The sequence below is a fragment of the Companilactobacillus mishanensis genome (genome assembly GCF_003946505.1).
In the GTDB taxonomy this organism is placed as follows: Bacteria; Bacillota; Bacilli; order Lactobacillales; family Lactobacillaceae; genus Companilactobacillus; species Companilactobacillus mishanensis.
Genome location: NZ_RHON01000001.1, coordinates 206,569 through 222,074, shown reverse-complemented (window position 1 = coordinate 222,074; position 15,506 = coordinate 206,569). Strand labels below are relative to the sequence as shown.

At 35.4% G+C, this 15,506-nt stretch carries 15 protein-coding genes; 9 read left to right on the top strand and 6 right to left on the bottom strand.

Annotated features, from left to right (window positions below):
- Positions 1-53: 53 nt before the first annotated feature.
- From EKM63_RS01085 to EKM63_RS01075, 3 genes are all read right to left on the bottom strand, one after another.
- A complete protein-coding gene (locus tag EKM63_RS01085; RefSeq protein ID WP_164504875.1) occupies positions 54-920 on the bottom strand; it encodes a metallophosphoesterase family protein in 867 nt (288 codons plus the stop codon).
- 74 nt (positions 921-994) lie between these two features.
- Complete coding sequence (gene recQ / locus EKM63_RS01080) at positions 995-2,779, bottom strand: DNA helicase RecQ (RefSeq protein ID WP_125702860.1); 1,785 nt, start codon at positions 2,777-2,779, stop codon at positions 995-997.
- A gap of 82 nt (positions 2,780-2,861) precedes the next feature.
- Positions 2,862-3,644, bottom strand: a complete 783-nt coding sequence (locus EKM63_RS01075) for a Cof-type HAD-IIB family hydrolase (protein WP_125702858.1) — start codon at positions 3,642-3,644, stop codon at positions 2,862-2,864.
- 216 nt (positions 3,645-3,860) lie between these two features.
- On the opposite strand from EKM63_RS01075, the gene EKM63_RS01070 reads away from it, so the two are divergent.
- From EKM63_RS01070 to EKM63_RS01030, 9 genes are all read left to right on the top strand, one after another.
- Positions 3,861-4,766 carry an L-lactate dehydrogenase gene (locus tag EKM63_RS01070; protein ID WP_125702856.1) on the top strand — a complete coding sequence of 302 codons (906 nt, stop codon included), beginning with the start codon at positions 3,861-3,863 and terminating at the stop codon, positions 4,764-4,766.
- Between the two features lie 144 nt (positions 4,767-4,910).
- Positions 4,911-5,966, top strand: a complete 1,056-nt coding sequence (locus EKM63_RS01065) for a MupG family TIM beta-alpha barrel fold protein (protein ID WP_125702854.1) — start codon at positions 4,911-4,913, stop codon at positions 5,964-5,966.
- Complete coding sequence (gene murQ / locus EKM63_RS01060) at positions 5,966-6,862, top strand: N-acetylmuramic acid 6-phosphate etherase (RefSeq protein WP_125702852.1); 897 nt, start codon at positions 5,966-5,968, stop codon at positions 6,860-6,862. The genes EKM63_RS01065 and murQ overlap by 1 nt, the downstream gene beginning before the upstream one ends.
- Before the next feature lie 4 nt (positions 6,863-6,866).
- Positions 6,867-8,351, top strand: coding sequence for a PTS transporter subunit EIIC (locus EKM63_RS01055; RefSeq protein WP_125702850.1), 1,485 nt, complete (start codon positions 6,867-6,869; stop codon positions 8,349-8,351).
- Complete coding sequence (locus EKM63_RS01050; protein WP_125702848.1) at positions 8,351-9,208, top strand: MurR/RpiR family transcriptional regulator; 858 nt, start codon at positions 8,351-8,353, stop codon at positions 9,206-9,208. Before EKM63_RS01055 ends, EKM63_RS01050 begins: the two co-directional genes overlap by 1 nt.
- Positions 9,208-9,687 carry a PTS sugar transporter subunit IIA gene (locus EKM63_RS01045; protein WP_125702846.1) on the top strand — a complete coding sequence of 160 codons (480 nt, stop codon included), beginning with the start codon at positions 9,208-9,210 and terminating at the stop codon, positions 9,685-9,687. Before EKM63_RS01050 ends, EKM63_RS01045 begins: the two co-directional genes overlap by 1 nt.
- A gap of 125 nt (positions 9,688-9,812) precedes the next feature.
- Positions 9,813-10,643: a phage integrase N-terminal SAM-like domain-containing protein gene (locus EKM63_RS01040; RefSeq protein WP_125702844.1), complete on the top strand. Its 831-nt coding sequence runs from the start codon at positions 9,813-9,815 to the stop codon at positions 10,641-10,643.
- Positions 10,644-10,728: 85 nt separating this feature from the next.
- Positions 10,729-11,613, top strand: coding sequence for a hypothetical protein (locus EKM63_RS01035; RefSeq protein WP_125702842.1), 885 nt, complete (start codon positions 10,729-10,731; stop codon positions 11,611-11,613).
- 106 nt (positions 11,614-11,719) lie between these two features.
- The gene (locus EKM63_RS01030) at positions 11,720-12,292 is read left to right on the top strand and encodes an LOG family protein (protein WP_125702840.1); all 573 of its coding nucleotides are present in this window, start codon (positions 11,720-11,722) and stop codon (positions 12,290-12,292) included.
- A 224-nt stretch (positions 12,293-12,516) separates the two neighbouring features.
- On the opposite strand, the gene rbsU is transcribed toward EKM63_RS01030, so the two are convergent.
- The 3 genes from rbsU to EKM63_RS01015 all read right to left on the bottom strand — a co-directional run bounded on the left by rbsU (position 12,517) and on the right by EKM63_RS01015 (position 15,490).
- On the bottom strand, positions 12,517-13,410 hold the full coding sequence (gene rbsU / locus EKM63_RS01025; RefSeq protein WP_125702838.1) for a ribose/proton symporter RbsU: 894 nt from the start codon (positions 13,408-13,410) through the stop codon (positions 12,517-12,519).
- 165 nt (positions 13,411-13,575) lie between these two features.
- Positions 13,576-14,511 (bottom strand): manganese-dependent inorganic pyrophosphatase, encoded by a 936-nt coding sequence (locus tag EKM63_RS01020; protein WP_125702836.1) that lies wholly within the window; start codon positions 14,509-14,511, stop codon positions 13,576-13,578.
- Positions 14,512-14,536: 25 nt separating this feature from the next.
- Positions 14,537-15,490, bottom strand: a complete 954-nt coding sequence (locus tag EKM63_RS01015) for a LysR family transcriptional regulator (RefSeq protein WP_125702834.1) — start codon at positions 15,488-15,490, stop codon at positions 14,537-14,539.
- Between the last annotated feature and the right edge of the window lie 16 nt (positions 15,491-15,506).

Genomic DNA, 15,506 nt, shown 5'->3' with positions numbered 1-15,506 from the left:
TTAAGACTTTTATCGGTCTCTCATTAGCAAAATAAAAAACATAGCCATTTTGACTATGTTAATTTCTCTGCATTTACTTTTTCTACGAATTCAATTACTTGATCCCGATAATTATACATATCGTTGTACTTCTTTAAGATATCAAATTCATGTGTACGTGCGATTCCTGTATGTAATAGCTCATCATACAATTCGTAATATGGTAAGTGATTAATCTTAGCCAAATTCAATTCATCTTTGATATCGTATGAGACGCGTTTAAACGACACGTTCGCATATCCTTTATCATCTATATCTAGTAATGCGTATTCTGCACGCAGATCATTTGCAAATTTCTTCCATTCTGTATATGGTTGTCCAATTGCTCCAGGATTTATGATGATCTGTTCTTTGCGTGTTGTACGCATCAGTTGATGGTGTGTATGACCATAGACAGCAATATCAACGTTAGGATCAACGATCAGGTCATCAAAATTATGCTGATCCTCATATGGCAGCAATTGATGACCAAAGTTCTTTTCAAGTACATTATGAGTAATCTGAATCTTTAAGCCATTTATCTCAAGAAATTGACTCATCTTGCTTTGCTGAAGTTGTTCAAAATAAGGTTCGGCCAGTGATTGTGATATATACTGATCCATCTTTGCTACGTGAATGTATCCAGGACTGTCATAGTTCAAATATTTTGTATCACCATTTAGAATAGTTAAAACTAAATCATCCCAGTTTCCGCGGATAAATACTTTTAAATTTAAACTATTTATCCGCTTAAATAATGTATTTGTTCCAGGTCCGGGTGTCATTAAATCACCTAAAAACCAGTATTCTGTTGCATGTTCTGCCTTTGCATCTTTCAAAACGTGTCGTAGGGCGGTCAAATTTCCATGTATATCAGATAAAATTGCTATTTTATGTCTCATCATCAATATCTCCCTAGTTATATGTTTTGTACTTTTAATAAGATGTTTTCGTAAAACATTTATTTTAAAATAAATTACTTTTGATACTCTTTGATCTCATGAATAAACTTGTCACCATATCGTTCTAATTTAGCATGTCCAACACCATTTACAGATAAGAATTCTTGACTATTTGTTGGCATAATCTGTGACATATCTTTAAGCGAACGGTCTGAGAATATTACAAATGGTGGAACGTCTTGCGCATGAGCCAAATCTAATCTTAGCTTACGTAGACGTTCAAATAAGTCTTCATCAAATTGCCCGTCAGCAACGATTGGTCGATTGATCTTAGTAATATTGGTTTCATGACGATTAACTTTAAGTTCGCCTTTGATTGTTTTTAAACCACGACTGGTCAATCTTAATAATGGATACTGTCCATTAGTCGTTTGTAAAAAGTCATTGGCAGTTAAGTAATCAATAAATTGTTCAATGAACTTCAAAGTTTGATCATGCATCAAGCCAAATGTAGAAAGTTTCCCGAATTCACGCCAATCGTTGGCAAAACTTGCAGTCCCTTTCAGAACTTTTGCTACTGTGCTACGACCATATTTCTGGTTCATTCTAACGACACAGCTCAAAACCTTTTGTGCATCAGAAGTAACGTCAACTACTGGACGCTCATCCAAACAGTTAGAACATCTACCACATGGAGTAGTTTTGACTTCACCAAAATATTTAAGAATATAATTCATCAAACACATATCAGTTTTGGCGTATTGATTCATTTCACGGAGTTTTTCAGTCAAACTTTGCTTATATTCTTCATCTGCTTCTGACTGTTCAATAAAAAATCTATGCAATCTTAAATCACCAGGTGAATACAATAAGACGGCCTCAGCAGCTAATCCATCACGCCCTGCCCTACCTACTTCCTGATAATAACTTTCAATCGTTCCAGGAAGAGAATAATGAATGACGAACCTAACATTAGTCTTGTTTATTCCCATTCCAAAAGCATTGGTAGCAACCATGACATCTATTTCATCGAAAAGAAAATCTTCCTGCATCTGATGACGTTCTTCATCATCCAGACCAGCATGATATTTTCCGACCTTGATCCCATGTTCTTTCAAATCCTCATAAATTTTCTCAACATCTTTTCTTTTTCCTGCATAAATGATTCCTGACTCATTAACATGGGACTGTACATACTCAAGGACATATCGAGGTTTGTTGACACCACGTTCAATTTTTAGAGCTAGGTTATTGCGTTCAAAACCAGTCTTAATAACATTCTCATCAGCGATACCTAAAATATCCGTCAAGTCATCTTGAACTCTATTTGTCGCTGTTGCAGTCAAAGCAAGAATATTTGGATGTGTGGGTAAACTATTTAACGGACCAATTACATTCAGATAACTTGGTCGAAAGTCATGCCCCCAGGAGGACAAAACATGTGCTTCATCAATGGCTATTAAATCAATTGGCAGATGCGACAACCAATTATAGAAATCATCATTTTCGATTCGCTCAGGTGCTACATACAACAATTTTACAGCACCGGATTCAATATATCTCATTCGTTCATTGGCTTCACGATAATTTAAAGTACTATTGATAAAAGTAGAAGGAATATTCATTTCATTGAGACTATCTACCTGATCTTTCATTAACGAGATAAGTGGTGAAACTACTAAAGTCAATCCAGATAACATCAACGCTGGTATTTGATAACAAACTGACTTTCCACCACCGGTAGGCATGATACCAAGTGTTCTTTTGTTATCTAAAACATCTTCAATAATTTTAAGTTGACCAGGTCGAAATTCGTCGTAGCCAAATGTATCTTTTAATATTGCTTGTGGACTGATCATGAAAACTCCTTAATTTACAAAAAACTTCTCTTAATAGAATATCATTACTGATAAGAATTCGCCCGTCAGTCGATTTAACTATTTATATCAATTGTAATTCTTCAACTGCATTTTTGATGCCATCATTATTTACATCAGTGGTGATAAAATCTGCTCGATTTTTTACGATTGGATTTGCATTACCCATCGCAACAGTATATCCAACAGCATCAAACATTTCTAAATCATTCTCTTCGTCACCAAAGGCAATTGTGTCTTTAGCGGAAACTCCAGTTGATTCTAAAATCTTTTTTATTCCGACAGCTTTATTGGAACCCTTTAAAGTCACGTCATATACAAGTTTTGCTACTTTTACGGTTTTGATCTCAGGAACGTTAAAATTCAGTTGTTCTTTTTGGTTATTTAATTTAATGATCAATTGAATAGCGTCTTCAGGGACTTTATCATCAGGAATCGACTTAACGACCATGGAACTATCGCCGATGAACTTCGAACTTTTATTTTTGTACAAAACATCTGCGGTTTCATAACAAAAAGAGATTCCTTGATCATTCAACTGAGAAACTGCCATTTTAAGTTGTTCAGCTGAAAATACATCGTGCATAATGGTTTTACCTTTAAAACTAACAAATCTTCCGTTATTAGCGATATAGCTATCTATTTTCAAATCTTTTAGAAGATCAGAGATCATCCCTCGATTTCGACCTGTTGCAATTACAGGCTCAATCCCATTTCCTTTTAACTCTTTCAAGGCCAATCTAGTCGTATCGGGAATTCGATCCAATATGGATGATTCATCTCCAGCATTATGTGCTGCTAAAGTCCCATCAATATCAAAAAATGCAATTTTAAAATTAGACATCATTCCACATTACTCCTTCTTACCCCGCTACTCCATAGTTAAAATTACGCGATAATCAATTAATTTTATTATATATTAACTGCAACAAAATATTTTGAAAATCACTAAGTAAAAAATTAGTTTTTGCCTAATACTGTTGACTTTTTATTAAAATTGGATGATTATATTTTTAACATTCTATAATTATTTTAGAAATATATGATTGAGGGAGCGAAATATATGAGTAAAGTTGCGATTATTGGTTTAGGTCATGTTGGTGCTACCACAGCTTACACTTTGGTTAGCCGAGATTTAGTAGATGAACTAGTTTTATTTGATAAACATGAGAAGATTGTTACATCTCAATATAAAGATTTGAAAGATGGACAAGTGGGTTTGAACTCACATGTTAAAGTCATGCGCCCTTCCATTTCTGAATTAAAAGATACAGATATCATTATTTTTTCTGCCGGAAAAATTTCTGTACAACATGGATCAGGAAATCGTTTTGATGAGTTGAACTATACAAAAAAAGTTGCTGAGGAATGGGGTCCAAAGCTTAAAGAGGCAGGATTTAATGGTATCTTGATCGATATTACTAATCCTTGTGATGTTATCACTAGACACTTGCAGGAATTATCAGGTCTACCTAAGAATCATGTATTCGGAACTGGTACATCCCTCGATACTGCTCGTATGAAGCAAGCAGTCAGTGACAAATTAGGTATCCATCCAAATAGTGTTCACGGATACGTTCTTGGTGAACATGGTGAATCACAATTTGTTCCATGGACAAGTGTTAGAGTTGAAAACACTATCTTGAGTGACCGTCTTGATAATGAAGAACAAGACGCATTAGAAAAACAAGCCAAACAAAATGGTGTCGATATCTTCTTCGGTAAAGGCTTTACTAGTTACGGTATCGCTAACCAAGCTGCTTTGATCGTTCAAACAGTACTTAGTGACAGTAAAAAGATCATGCCAGTATCCTGCTTTAATGAAAAAGAAGGATTGTATATTGGTGAACCAGCTCTCATCGGACGTGATGGAGTTGAAAAAATATTCCCACTAGATCTTGCCGAAAATGAGCAGAAGAAATGGGATGCATCCGTTAAAAGCATTCAAGAAATGTACGATGCAATTTAATTTTTAGCAAGTCGTTAGTTTAATCTAACGGCTTTTTTGTTGCCATATTTCATTCCTTTACTTATTTTTAAATATTATTTGAAATAATGTTTCATAGAGTATATTCTTTGATTGTTAAAACGCTTACACAAAGAGGGTGTTTGAATGTTAGGATTTTCATTTTATTTAACGGATCCACTTGATGACAAAGCCGAAAATTATTTTATGAATATGTCTGAAAATGGATTTAAACTAGTTTTCACTTCTGCTCATATACCTGAAGAGAATCATTCACAGACTTCATCAAAGATACTTCAGTTATACGAGTTAACACAGAAATACAATTTACAATTGATGATCGATACCGATCGTGATTCGATGAAGTATTTACCCAAAAATATTTTTCCAGGCTCAGGTTTAAGACTGGACGATGGATTTTCACCAATTGATATCTCAGAATTATCACAAAATATTCCGTTGGCTCTCAATGCCAGCACTTTAAACAAACAATTGTACAACGAATTGGTAAAACAAAATTTCAATCAAGCCAATGTTCAAGCATGGCATAATTATTATCCACGTCCTGAAACTGGACTAGACGCTGCTTGGCTAAAACAAAAGAATGAATGGCTACATTCGATTGGTTTCAAAACTCAAGCATTCATTCCTGGGGATATGAATTTAAGAGGTCCTCTTCATGATGGCCTCCCTACCCTTGAGTCTCAACGTCACCAAAACTTATTAGCATCATATATAGAATTAAAAAAGCTTGCTACTGACACAGTTGTTATTGGTGACCCTGCATTAAGTACCGATATGCAGTCCGCATTACATGACTACGTACAACGGAAAATGATCAAATTACATCTTGAAAGTTTTTCTGACGAATCAGTAAAATCAGTCATTTGTAATTCAATCATGGAAAATCGGCCAGATGTTGCTCGAGACGTCATACGAGTTAATGGCAGCCGACAGATCATTAAGGATTCTGTTATCGACACTACACCCATTAGCAGCAAAATAAGATCTCCAGGTTCCGTAACAGTCGATAACTCAGACTATGGACGATATGAAGGTGAACTTCAAATTGTCAAAACAGAGTTGCCTGAGGATCCTAAAGTTAATGTTATCGCGCAAGTAGTTCAATCAGACTTGTGCTTACTAAACTCAATTGGATCTAGCGGATTATTTTATTTTAGTGATCAGGAGGAAAAAGATTAATGGATCTAACGAAACTTACGACCGAGACTAGAAATCCCAAATCAATGAACTTGGATATGATGTCGACTTCTGAAATATTGCAGTTGATGAATCAACAAGACCATTTAGTTCCTCAACGTATTCGTCAAGCTCTACCTCAGATAAACGCAGCAGTTGAACAGATAATCCATAGTTTTACATTGGATGGAAGATTGATCTACATCGGTGCAGGAACTAGTGGACGACTCGGCGTACTAGATGCTGCTGAATGCGTACCTACTTTTGGAACAGATCCAGAAATGGTCCAAGGTTTGATTGCTGGTGGCTCAAAAGCAATGACAGTTGCTGTTGAAGGCGCCGAAGATTCGCTTACCTTGGCTCAAGAAGACTTAGAAAAAATAAATTTGACTAGCAAAGATACCGTTGTTGGAATTGCTGCTAGTGGCAGAACTCCATATGTTATTGGGGGATTAAAATACGCTAATGAGATTTGTGCCACTACCATCAGTATTGCGTGCAACAAAGATTCAGAAATATCAAAATTAGCAAAGTATCCAATTGAAGTTGAATCAGGTCCAGAAATTCTAACGGGATCTACGAGACTAAAGGCTGGTACTACACAGAAATTGATCTTGAATATGTTATCTACCGCATCCATGATCAAAACAGGAAAAGCATATGAAAACTTGATGATCGATGTTAAGCCAACCAATGATAAATTGGTTGAACGGGCACGAAGAATCATTATGACTGCTACTGATTGTGATTATCAACTAGCTTCTGACACTCTCGAGCAGACAAACAGTGACGTTAAAACAGCCATTATCATGATATTGACCGGTTCGACAGTCGAAGATGCAAAATCAAAATTGAAACAAAATAGAGGATTTGTCAGAAAGGCAATCGAGGGGGAATAACAAAATGTCAGAATCAAAAGAACAAAGACTAGCTAGAGAAATCTATGCTGCCGTTGGTGGACCACAAAACGTTCAAAAACTAATTCATTGTATGACCAGAGTAAGAATGACGATTCGAGACAATGACAAAGTCGATATGGATAAATTAAAAGCCATTGACGGCGTTTTAGGAGTCGTTGAGGAAGATACCCTTCAAGTTGTTGTTGGACCTGGTATCGTCAATAAAGTTGCCCAAGTAATGATTGATCAAGTTGGCGTTAAACTCGGCGAAGATTTTCCAGAAAATATTGAAACTGTATCATCTGACTCAACCGAATCTGAAAAATCTGAACATCAAAAAGCTAAGGATGAAGTCACAAAAAAAGCAGCCGAAGTTAAGGCTGAACATAAAAAGAACATTAAACCTTCAAAAACAAAAGCAGTTTTAAAATCAATTTCTAATATCTTTGTACCTTTGATACCTGCCTTTGTTGGTGCCGGTCTTATTGGTGGTATTGCAGCCGTTCTTTCAAACTTAATGGTTGCGGGAACCATCGGTAATAACTGGTCACAATTCATCACAGTCCTAAATGTAATCAAAAATGGACTATTCTTGTATCTTTCAGTTTACGTTGGTACCAACACTGCATCTGAATTTGGTGCAACACCAGGACTTGGTGGAATTATTGGTGCTGTTACCCTACTTGGTGGTGTCGACCCTAAAGCACCATTACAAAACATCTTTGATGGACAAGCTTTGACATCAGGTCAAGGTGGTATTATCGGTGTAATCTTTGCTGTTTGGATCTTATCGATCGTTGAAAAAAGATTACACAAAATCATCCCAGATTCCATCGATATAATCGTTACACCCTTTTTGACACTATTAATCATTGGTGTCTTCACAATATTTATCGTTATGCCTATTGCCGGAGTCGTTTCAAACTCATTAGTTGGATCTATCATGTGGGTATTGAAAGTTGGTGGAGCCTTCTCAGGATTTATTTTAGGTCTGTTCTTCTTGCCTATGGTTATGTTGGGATTGCATCAAATTTTGACACCTATCCATATCGAGATGATCGACAAAACAGGTTCTACTCTCCTCTTACCAATTTTAGCTATGGCCGGTGCTGGTCAAGTTGGTGCAGCCTTAGCATTATGGGTTCGTTGTCGTAAAAACAAAAAACTTACTAATATGATCAAGGGTGCACTTCCAGTTGGATTCCTTGGAATCGGTGAACCTTTGATATACGGTGTTACTTTACCTCTAGGTAGACCATTCATTACTGCCTGTATCGGTGGTGGTATCGGTGGTGCCGTGGTTGGTGCCTTCGGAAATGTTGGAGCAATCGCCATCGGACCTTCTGGTCTTGCATTAATTCCATTGATCACAAATGGACACGTTTTAGGTTATATATTCGGATTGTTGGCAGCGTATGCTGGTGGATTTGTCGTAACTTACTTCTTCGGTGTTCCAAAGGATGCCAGAAAGGCAACTGAATTAGGTTAATGGACAGTATTCTTTTAACAATCAAGCAGTCTAAGGATAATTTGACTAAGACTGAGCAAAGTATTGCCGAATATATATTGAAAAATCCTCACGAAGTTATCAAAACTAGCGTGCAGGAATTAGCTCCAAAGATTCCCACAAGTCCAGCCTCAATCGTAAGATTTAGCCAGAGACTTTGTGGTAATGGCGGTTATTCTGATTTGAAACTACGTTTGTCAGCTGAGTCTGACGTTGACACAGCTTTATATGAAGAACTGTCACCATCAGACTCGATTGATGATATGAAGAAGAAATTATCATTTCGTGTTGATCAAACTTTGACAAAAACTAATTCACTCTTGTCTGAAGAAAGATTAAAAGCTGCTATAAATCTATTCAATGAGAAAAACACCATAATTGCATATGGTATCGGAGCCTCAATGATAGCTGCACAAGATTTACAGCAAAAGCTGTTACGAGTTGGAAAAACAGTAGTTACAAATATTGATTTGCACCTATTAACAACATTATTGTTGGCAAAAAAGAATGAGACTGTCTTAGTGTTGATTTCTAATTCTGGTGAGACGAAAGAAATCATCAAATTTGCTAAAATCGCCCATGAAAACAATGTGCCCGTAATTTCGCTCACACAGAACGAATCTAGTAGCTTGGGCTACGAGTCTGATATAGTCTTAAAAAATGATGACAGCTCAGAGAACGCCCGTTTGAGAAGTGCTGCGACCACATCACTAATTTCTCAGCTTTATGCGATCGATATTTTATATTACAGTTACTTCTCATTACATTTCACAGAAAATGTTAAACAAATTTCTTTGTCACAAAAATATATTTCAAATAATTTTAAGAAGGATCAATAATGGGATTATTTTCAAAAAAGCATAAATCAGATGAACTAGTAGCGCCAGTTAATGGCAAACTTATACCTCTAGAAAAGGTGGATGATCAAGTTTTCTCACAAAAAATGATGGGAGATGGATTTGCTGTCGAACCTTCTGATGGGAAGATTGTTTCTCCTGTATCCGGAAAAGTCGAATCAGTTTTTCCAACTAAACACGCCCTGATGATTTCAACAAAGAATGGACTTGAAATCATGCTGCATCTAGGTTTAGATACAGTTGAATTAAATGGCAAACCATTTGAGATCACGGTAAATGAAGGAGACTCAATCGAATCCGGACAAAGCTTAGGAAACATGGATCTAGACGAAATCGTCAATAGTGGTAAAAAGACCACAGTAATCACGATTGTTTCTAATATGGATTCTGTTTCAAAGATGTCACCAGTAGATACCAAGACGGTCAATTCAGGTGATACAGTTCAAACAGCAATTCTATAAAGAGAAGCACACTTCTTTAGCAGAAGTGTGCTTTTTAATGTTTACAATATTTATAAACTTATACGACTAGTGATTAGATAACTTTGACATACTGTATACTGTAAATGTTACAAAGTGAGGAAAATATGACAAAAATACCTTATATTACAGGTTTTAATGCCTATTTAAAAACTAGAAAAATTTCCGACCGAGCTCATACTGAATACTTAAATTCACTGCATGACTTTTTCGATTATATGATCGAACATAATGCTGATTTTAAGGTTTCTGAAGATGTGAAAGAAATCCATGAAGAAGATATCCGATCATTTAAGAATTTTCTCGATAGTAACCTTCAGCTTAGTCCTAGTACCATCAACAAAGTTTTGAGTAATTTGAACGTATATTTTAAATATCTCTTCTCAGTCAAAAAGAATCTGGAAATTCCTACAATGAACGTCAATAGTTTAACGGTCAAGGCTCAGGAAAATTTTCCAACAGAAGTATTTGAAAATCTTCCGAAATATTTATCCGATGAAGATTTGAACGTTTATACACTACTACTGATATTGATCATATCAAAGGGATACACTTATCAAGAGGCATTATCAGAAGGCTTTTATTCAGAATTTCAAAACCTATCCTTCTCAACTGATGAGCGAAAGTTCATTTCAATCTATCACACTTTTATCAAACCATACGCGGATTTTTGGAATAATGGAAATTTGTTTTTAAGTCGAAACAAAGGTGCTAAATCTCCACTTTTGAGTGTTTCTGCACTCCATCGAAATCTTAAAAATGATAGTGAAATATTGAAGTTAGATCTGACACCGAAAAAACTTTATACAACATTTGTATTAATTACTTTAAGTGCGCAGGAACCATCTGACTTTCAATTAAAATTTATTAATAACATGAGTACATCTTCACTACTTTACTACCGACGAGTTTTAAGAGAGTCTGACTTCAAAATGTAATATGTTATTATGTTATCTACAAAGAAATATTATTGAATTTGAATTATAATATTACTATTAATAATCATAGAGGGGTTATATTACGATGTTTAAGAAAAATATCATTAAAAAAATTACTGTTTTATTAGGTATATCATTAGTTGCCATAAGTGCTATTCCTTTCAATAGTGCCAATGCTGCTACAACTTCGAATAACAATGGCGACTCAACCAATCAAATGTTCCCAGTAGACTACGCAGACCAATATTTGGCTGGACTGAAATCAGATATCACTATTCCAAATTATGACCTACCTGCTGAAACAGATGGATACTATCGTACATATGACCAATTCATGTCTCGTGATATGACAACATGGCTTGGTGCAGCAAACGTTGCATATGCCAAAAGTGCCAGAAATTCATGGCTAACAGGATACTTTCTATACAGATTGAGCCCTGCCGATGATGATTTTGGTAATCTTCAATATACAGTAATTCCTGATTTGAAGAAAAATGGTGGTACAGCCAATCTTAAACTTCAAGTATTGAATGTATTTAACAGTGGACAAGTCCTTAGAGAACAACCTATCACTATTCACGTCCCAGCTCCTTCAGAACAATTAAGCGTAAACTATAATGCTACAACAAATTACAGCACACCTGTTACCTCAAATGCATTCACTAACTCTTACCTACTTCCTAGTATCTCAATCAAAGACGAAACTACAGGTGCAACTTATCAAGCAACAGATTTGGATCCTGTAAGTAGTGTTTACTTAGACGGTAAGAAAACTGAAATTAGTTCACTTAGAGGACAACTAGCTGCTGGTACATACACACAAAGTATTTACTTCAAAGTTGCTGGTATGAGCCAAGCTCAACTTGGTGACTTTGCCAACAATAAGAAAATCGTTGGGAACAATGGTGATGCCAATATTAGATACTCTGGCGGACGATTGATCCTAACTAGAACCATCAATGTTAAATAATTTATCTCATCAAAAGCATATTTCAGATATGCTTTTTTTGTTGCTCCATATATATTATTTTGTATTAAAATAGTAAGTATTAACCACGAAAGTTGGATTCAAACGAATGAAAAATATTGCAGTTTATTGTGGAGCATCCACTGGAAATAAAGATATTTACCAAAAGTCAGCTGAAGATCTAGGTCACTGGATAGTTAAGAATGGATATGGACTAACTTATGGTGGTGGAAAATATGGACTCATGGGAGTAATTGCAGATACGGTCATCGATGATGGTGGGTATGTTCATGGGATTATCACCAAAGATTTGGCGGATCGAGAATTAACACATGAACGAATTTCAAAAATCGATATCGTTGATAATATAGATATTAGAAAAGAAGAAATGCTGGCGGATTCGTTTGCAAGTATCGCCCTTCCTGGTGGACCAGGAACTCTTGAGGAAATGTCAGATGCCTTCTCATGGACTCGTATCGGTGAAAATGATAATGCATGTGCATACTTTAATGTTAACCATTATTATGATTCGCTAGAAGCGATGTACAACCAAATGATAACTGAAGGTTTTATGGATCAAAGTGCAAAGGACACATTACTATTTTCAGATTCTCTGGCTGAAATTGGACATTTCATCGAATCTTATGTTGTTCCTGAGCGACGTGAATATACAAATAAATAAATATGCAAAAAAATTTACACCAATCTACAATGGAATTATTATTATGGTGTCAGATAGGTATTGGTGATTTCCCTATTTGACACTCCTTAGATTTCTTCTTCATTCAATTGTTAGACTCATCACTAACATGTCGAAGATGAAATCCCCCACATTATTGGATAGAAGTAAAAAGGCTGACAGATTTTATCTGCCGGCCTTTTTTAATGTTATATTCTATTTTTATTTTATAAGAATGCTGTAATTACACCTGCGACAACAACTAAGGCAAGTCCAGATAATACGGCAACCATTTCTTTTCTAGTTTTGCTTTCATGTAGTACGTAAATTCCACCAAGTGTTGCTAGAATAACGTTCATTTGTGAAAGTGTAAAACCAGTTGCTAGTCCGTTAACTTCTGGACGAGCTGAGATCAAGTATGTCAAAGCAGCAAAAGCGAAGAAGAAACCACTGATGATGTTTGTATATGAACTCTTAGTTCTAAATGGTTTAGATTGGCGATTACCTTTAGTAGCAATAGCAAAGATAGTAGCGACAACTGCCATACCTAAAGCTTGTGGCAAGAAGGCTTGGAATCCATCAATCTTGATACTTTTAATTTGCGGAAAAGCTGAATATCCTAAATAACCAGCTTCAGCACAAAGTACAAGAAGAACTCCTTTTAAGGCGTTTGATCCACCCTTATTTTGTGACTTATTTTCTGTATAAGTCGTAAAGTAAACACCAACAATAATAAGTAAGATTGCGAAGAAGCCTAACATCTTAGCAGTAGCTGATGACCATTCTCCAAGAACAAAGACACCCCATAAAGATGCACCAATCAACTGGAATCCAGTTGATATAGGCATCGTACGAGAAACTCCCATTTCAGTAAACGCATAGAAAACAAGAATTTGCCCAATAGACCAACAGGCACCGGATAAGAATGTGTAAAGAAAGGCCTTTCCACCTAACATTGGTGTTTGACGGAATAATGCCACAAGAATAGCAGCTATCAAGGTACCATATGTGGCACCAATAATTTGGTTAACTGGCTTTCCACCAAAATAACCAGTTAGGACGGGGAAGACACCCCAACCTATCATCGGCATTAAGCCGATCAAAATATTTATAGCACTCATTGTATAACCCCTTTTATATTTAACAAGAATAACAACATAAAAACTGCTGGGTCAAAACACCCAGCAGTTTTGATGATAAAGATATTATACAAGAGCAAGTTAGCGTTTTCAATGTAAACGGTTAACTTTATAAAATAAATTTACTAATGTTAAACTAAATTTTTACTAAAAAGCTTCGTTCAATGGTGGTACAACTTGCTTCTTACGTGAAACAACGCCAGGTAATGCAGCCTTATTATCTGAAACTTTTGTATCTAATGCTTTTTCAAACTTGGCAACAGCATCATCTTCACCAATAATCAAACCAGTTGTATCACTTGTAAGGATATTTGTAATCAATAATACAAATAAGCTGTAATTGTTATCTTTGTTTTCAGAAGTAATTTCTTTAACAAATTCAGATTCACGTTTCAAAGTATCGTCGACATCAACAGTATTTACTTGAGCAATACGAACATTCTTGCCATTCATTTCAAAACTCTTGGCATCCATATCAATCAATTCTTTAGTTGATTTACTATCTAAGTTTGTTCCAGCTTTTAGCATGTCCAAACCATATGATTCGTAATCAATTCCAGCAGTTTCAGCAAGACTCTTCAATGCTGCTTTATCTTGGTCAGTTGTAGTTGGTGATTTTAATAAGAGAGTATCTGAAATAATTGCAGATGCCATTAAACCAGCAAGATTTCCAGGAATTTCAAGTTTTTGTTCATTGTACATCTTCCACAAAATTGTACTTGTACAACCAAGTGGTTCAGCACGGTAATATAGTGGTAAATCAGTAGTGAAGTTAGCAATTCTATGATGATCAACAACATGAGTAACTTCCAAATCAGCAATGTCATCAAGACTTTGTTGACTTTCGTTATGGTCAACTAACATAACTTTTTTGACTTCACCATTTGCAGCACTAATTACTCGTGGATATTTGTAATCAAATTTATCAAAAACAAATTTTGTTTCTTCATTAGGTTCGCCTAAAGCAACAGCTTCAGTATTAAAACCTAATTCATTTTGATAATGTGAGTATGAAATTGCTGCAACGACAGCATCTGTATCTGGATTTTTGTGACCAAAAACTAATTCTTTTTCTTTTGCCATGTTAAAAGTCTCCCTCTCTTTATCACTAAGATTTCAATCTATCGATATAGCTTGTCTTACTCAAGAAACTATCCCATTCTGCGAAGAATTCCTTGATACGTGGAATTTTATCTTTATCTTCTCTGAAGACAAAAGTCAATTCACTAGAAATAGCTGGTTCTAGAGGTGTTTGGTGATATTTGATCATAGATTCATGAGCTAAACAAAAACTTAGTGGTAATCCGGTAAATATACCATCTGAATCTTGAACAAATTTTAGTAACTGATATGGTGATGAGAATCTTGCAACCACTTTTGGTGGATCTACAAGTGAGTTCTTGAACTTCTCTATCATCAAGTCAGTAAAGTAATAACCTCTTAGATATGCTACCCAAGGATTGGAAATAGCTTCTTTGTAAGTTGCTTTACCCTTCTTGAATATCTTTTCATTATTATGTATCAACATAATGTTATCATTAATGATCTTCTTTGACTTATACGATTTCCAGTTTTTAATAATATTATCTGGTAAATACATAATAGCCAAATCAATCTTGTTATTTTCAATTTCATCCCAAATCTCACGTCTATTCAGGAGAATCAAATCAATTTCAATATTTGGATTGATGCGATTGAACTCAACAATAAAATCCTCAATTACTTTGGATTCCACAGTTGCAAGTATTCCAATACTAATGGTTCCGGAACTGTCAGAGGAATTTTGTTGAATTTGATCGGTCACTGTATTGATGACATTAAATATTTCATGTGTTGCACTTAACAAAGAAGTACCTGCATCGGTCAAATAGATCTTTTTACCGACACTATAAAATAATGGTGCACCAACGACCTTCTCAATTTTTTTGATTTGTTGCGTCAGAGCTGGTTGCGTAATACCTAATGACTGAGCCGTTTTTGTATAACTCATGTTCTTTGAAAGCTCATCAAAGTAATTCAAAGCCTTTGAACTAAATACACGTCTTGCCTTTTCATCCAACAAAAAAATCACTCCTTCC

Excerpts from the sequence above, each read along its gene's own strand:
- rbsU (WP_125702838.1), bottom strand. The coding sequence starts at position 13,410 with ATGAGTGCTATAAATATTTTGATCGGCTTAATGCCGATGATAGGTTGG.
- EKM63_RS01055 (WP_125702850.1), top strand. The coding sequence starts at position 6,867 with ATGTCAGAATCAAAAGAACAAAGACTAGCTAGAGAAATCTATGCTGCC.
- murQ (WP_125702852.1), top strand. The coding sequence starts at position 5,966 with ATGGATCTAACGAAACTTACGACCGAGACTAGAAATCCCAAATCAATG.
- EKM63_RS01070 (WP_125702856.1), top strand. The coding sequence starts at position 3,861 with ATGAGTAAAGTTGCGATTATTGGTTTAGGTCATGTTGGTGCTACCACA.
- EKM63_RS01075 (WP_125702858.1), bottom strand. The coding sequence starts at position 3,644 with ATGATGTCTAATTTTAAAATTGCATTTTTTGATATTGATGGGACTTTA.
- EKM63_RS01040 (WP_125702844.1), top strand. The coding sequence starts at position 9,813 with ATGACAAAAATACCTTATATTACAGGTTTTAATGCCTATTTAAAAACT.
- EKM63_RS01085 (WP_164504875.1), bottom strand. The coding sequence starts at position 920 with ATGAGACATAAAATAGCAATTTTATCTGATATACATGGAAATTTGACC.
- EKM63_RS01020 (WP_125702836.1), bottom strand. The coding sequence starts at position 14,511 with ATGGCAAAAGAAAAAGAATTAGTTTTTGGTCACAAAAATCCAGATACA.
- EKM63_RS01035 (WP_125702842.1), top strand. The coding sequence starts at position 10,729 with ATGTTTAAGAAAAATATCATTAAAAAAATTACTGTTTTATTAGGTATA.
- EKM63_RS01045 (WP_125702846.1), top strand. The coding sequence starts at position 9,208 with ATGGGATTATTTTCAAAAAAGCATAAATCAGATGAACTAGTAGCGCCA.
- EKM63_RS01050 (WP_125702848.1), top strand. The coding sequence starts at position 8,351 with ATGGACAGTATTCTTTTAACAATCAAGCAGTCTAAGGATAATTTGACT.
- EKM63_RS01030 (WP_125702840.1), top strand. The coding sequence starts at position 11,720 with ATGAAAAATATTGCAGTTTATTGTGGAGCATCCACTGGAAATAAAGAT.
- recQ (WP_125702860.1), bottom strand. The coding sequence starts at position 2,779 with ATGATCAGTCCACAAGCAATATTAAAAGATACATTTGGCTACGACGAA.
- EKM63_RS01065 (WP_125702854.1), top strand. The coding sequence starts at position 4,911 with ATGTTAGGATTTTCATTTTATTTAACGGATCCACTTGATGACAAAGCC.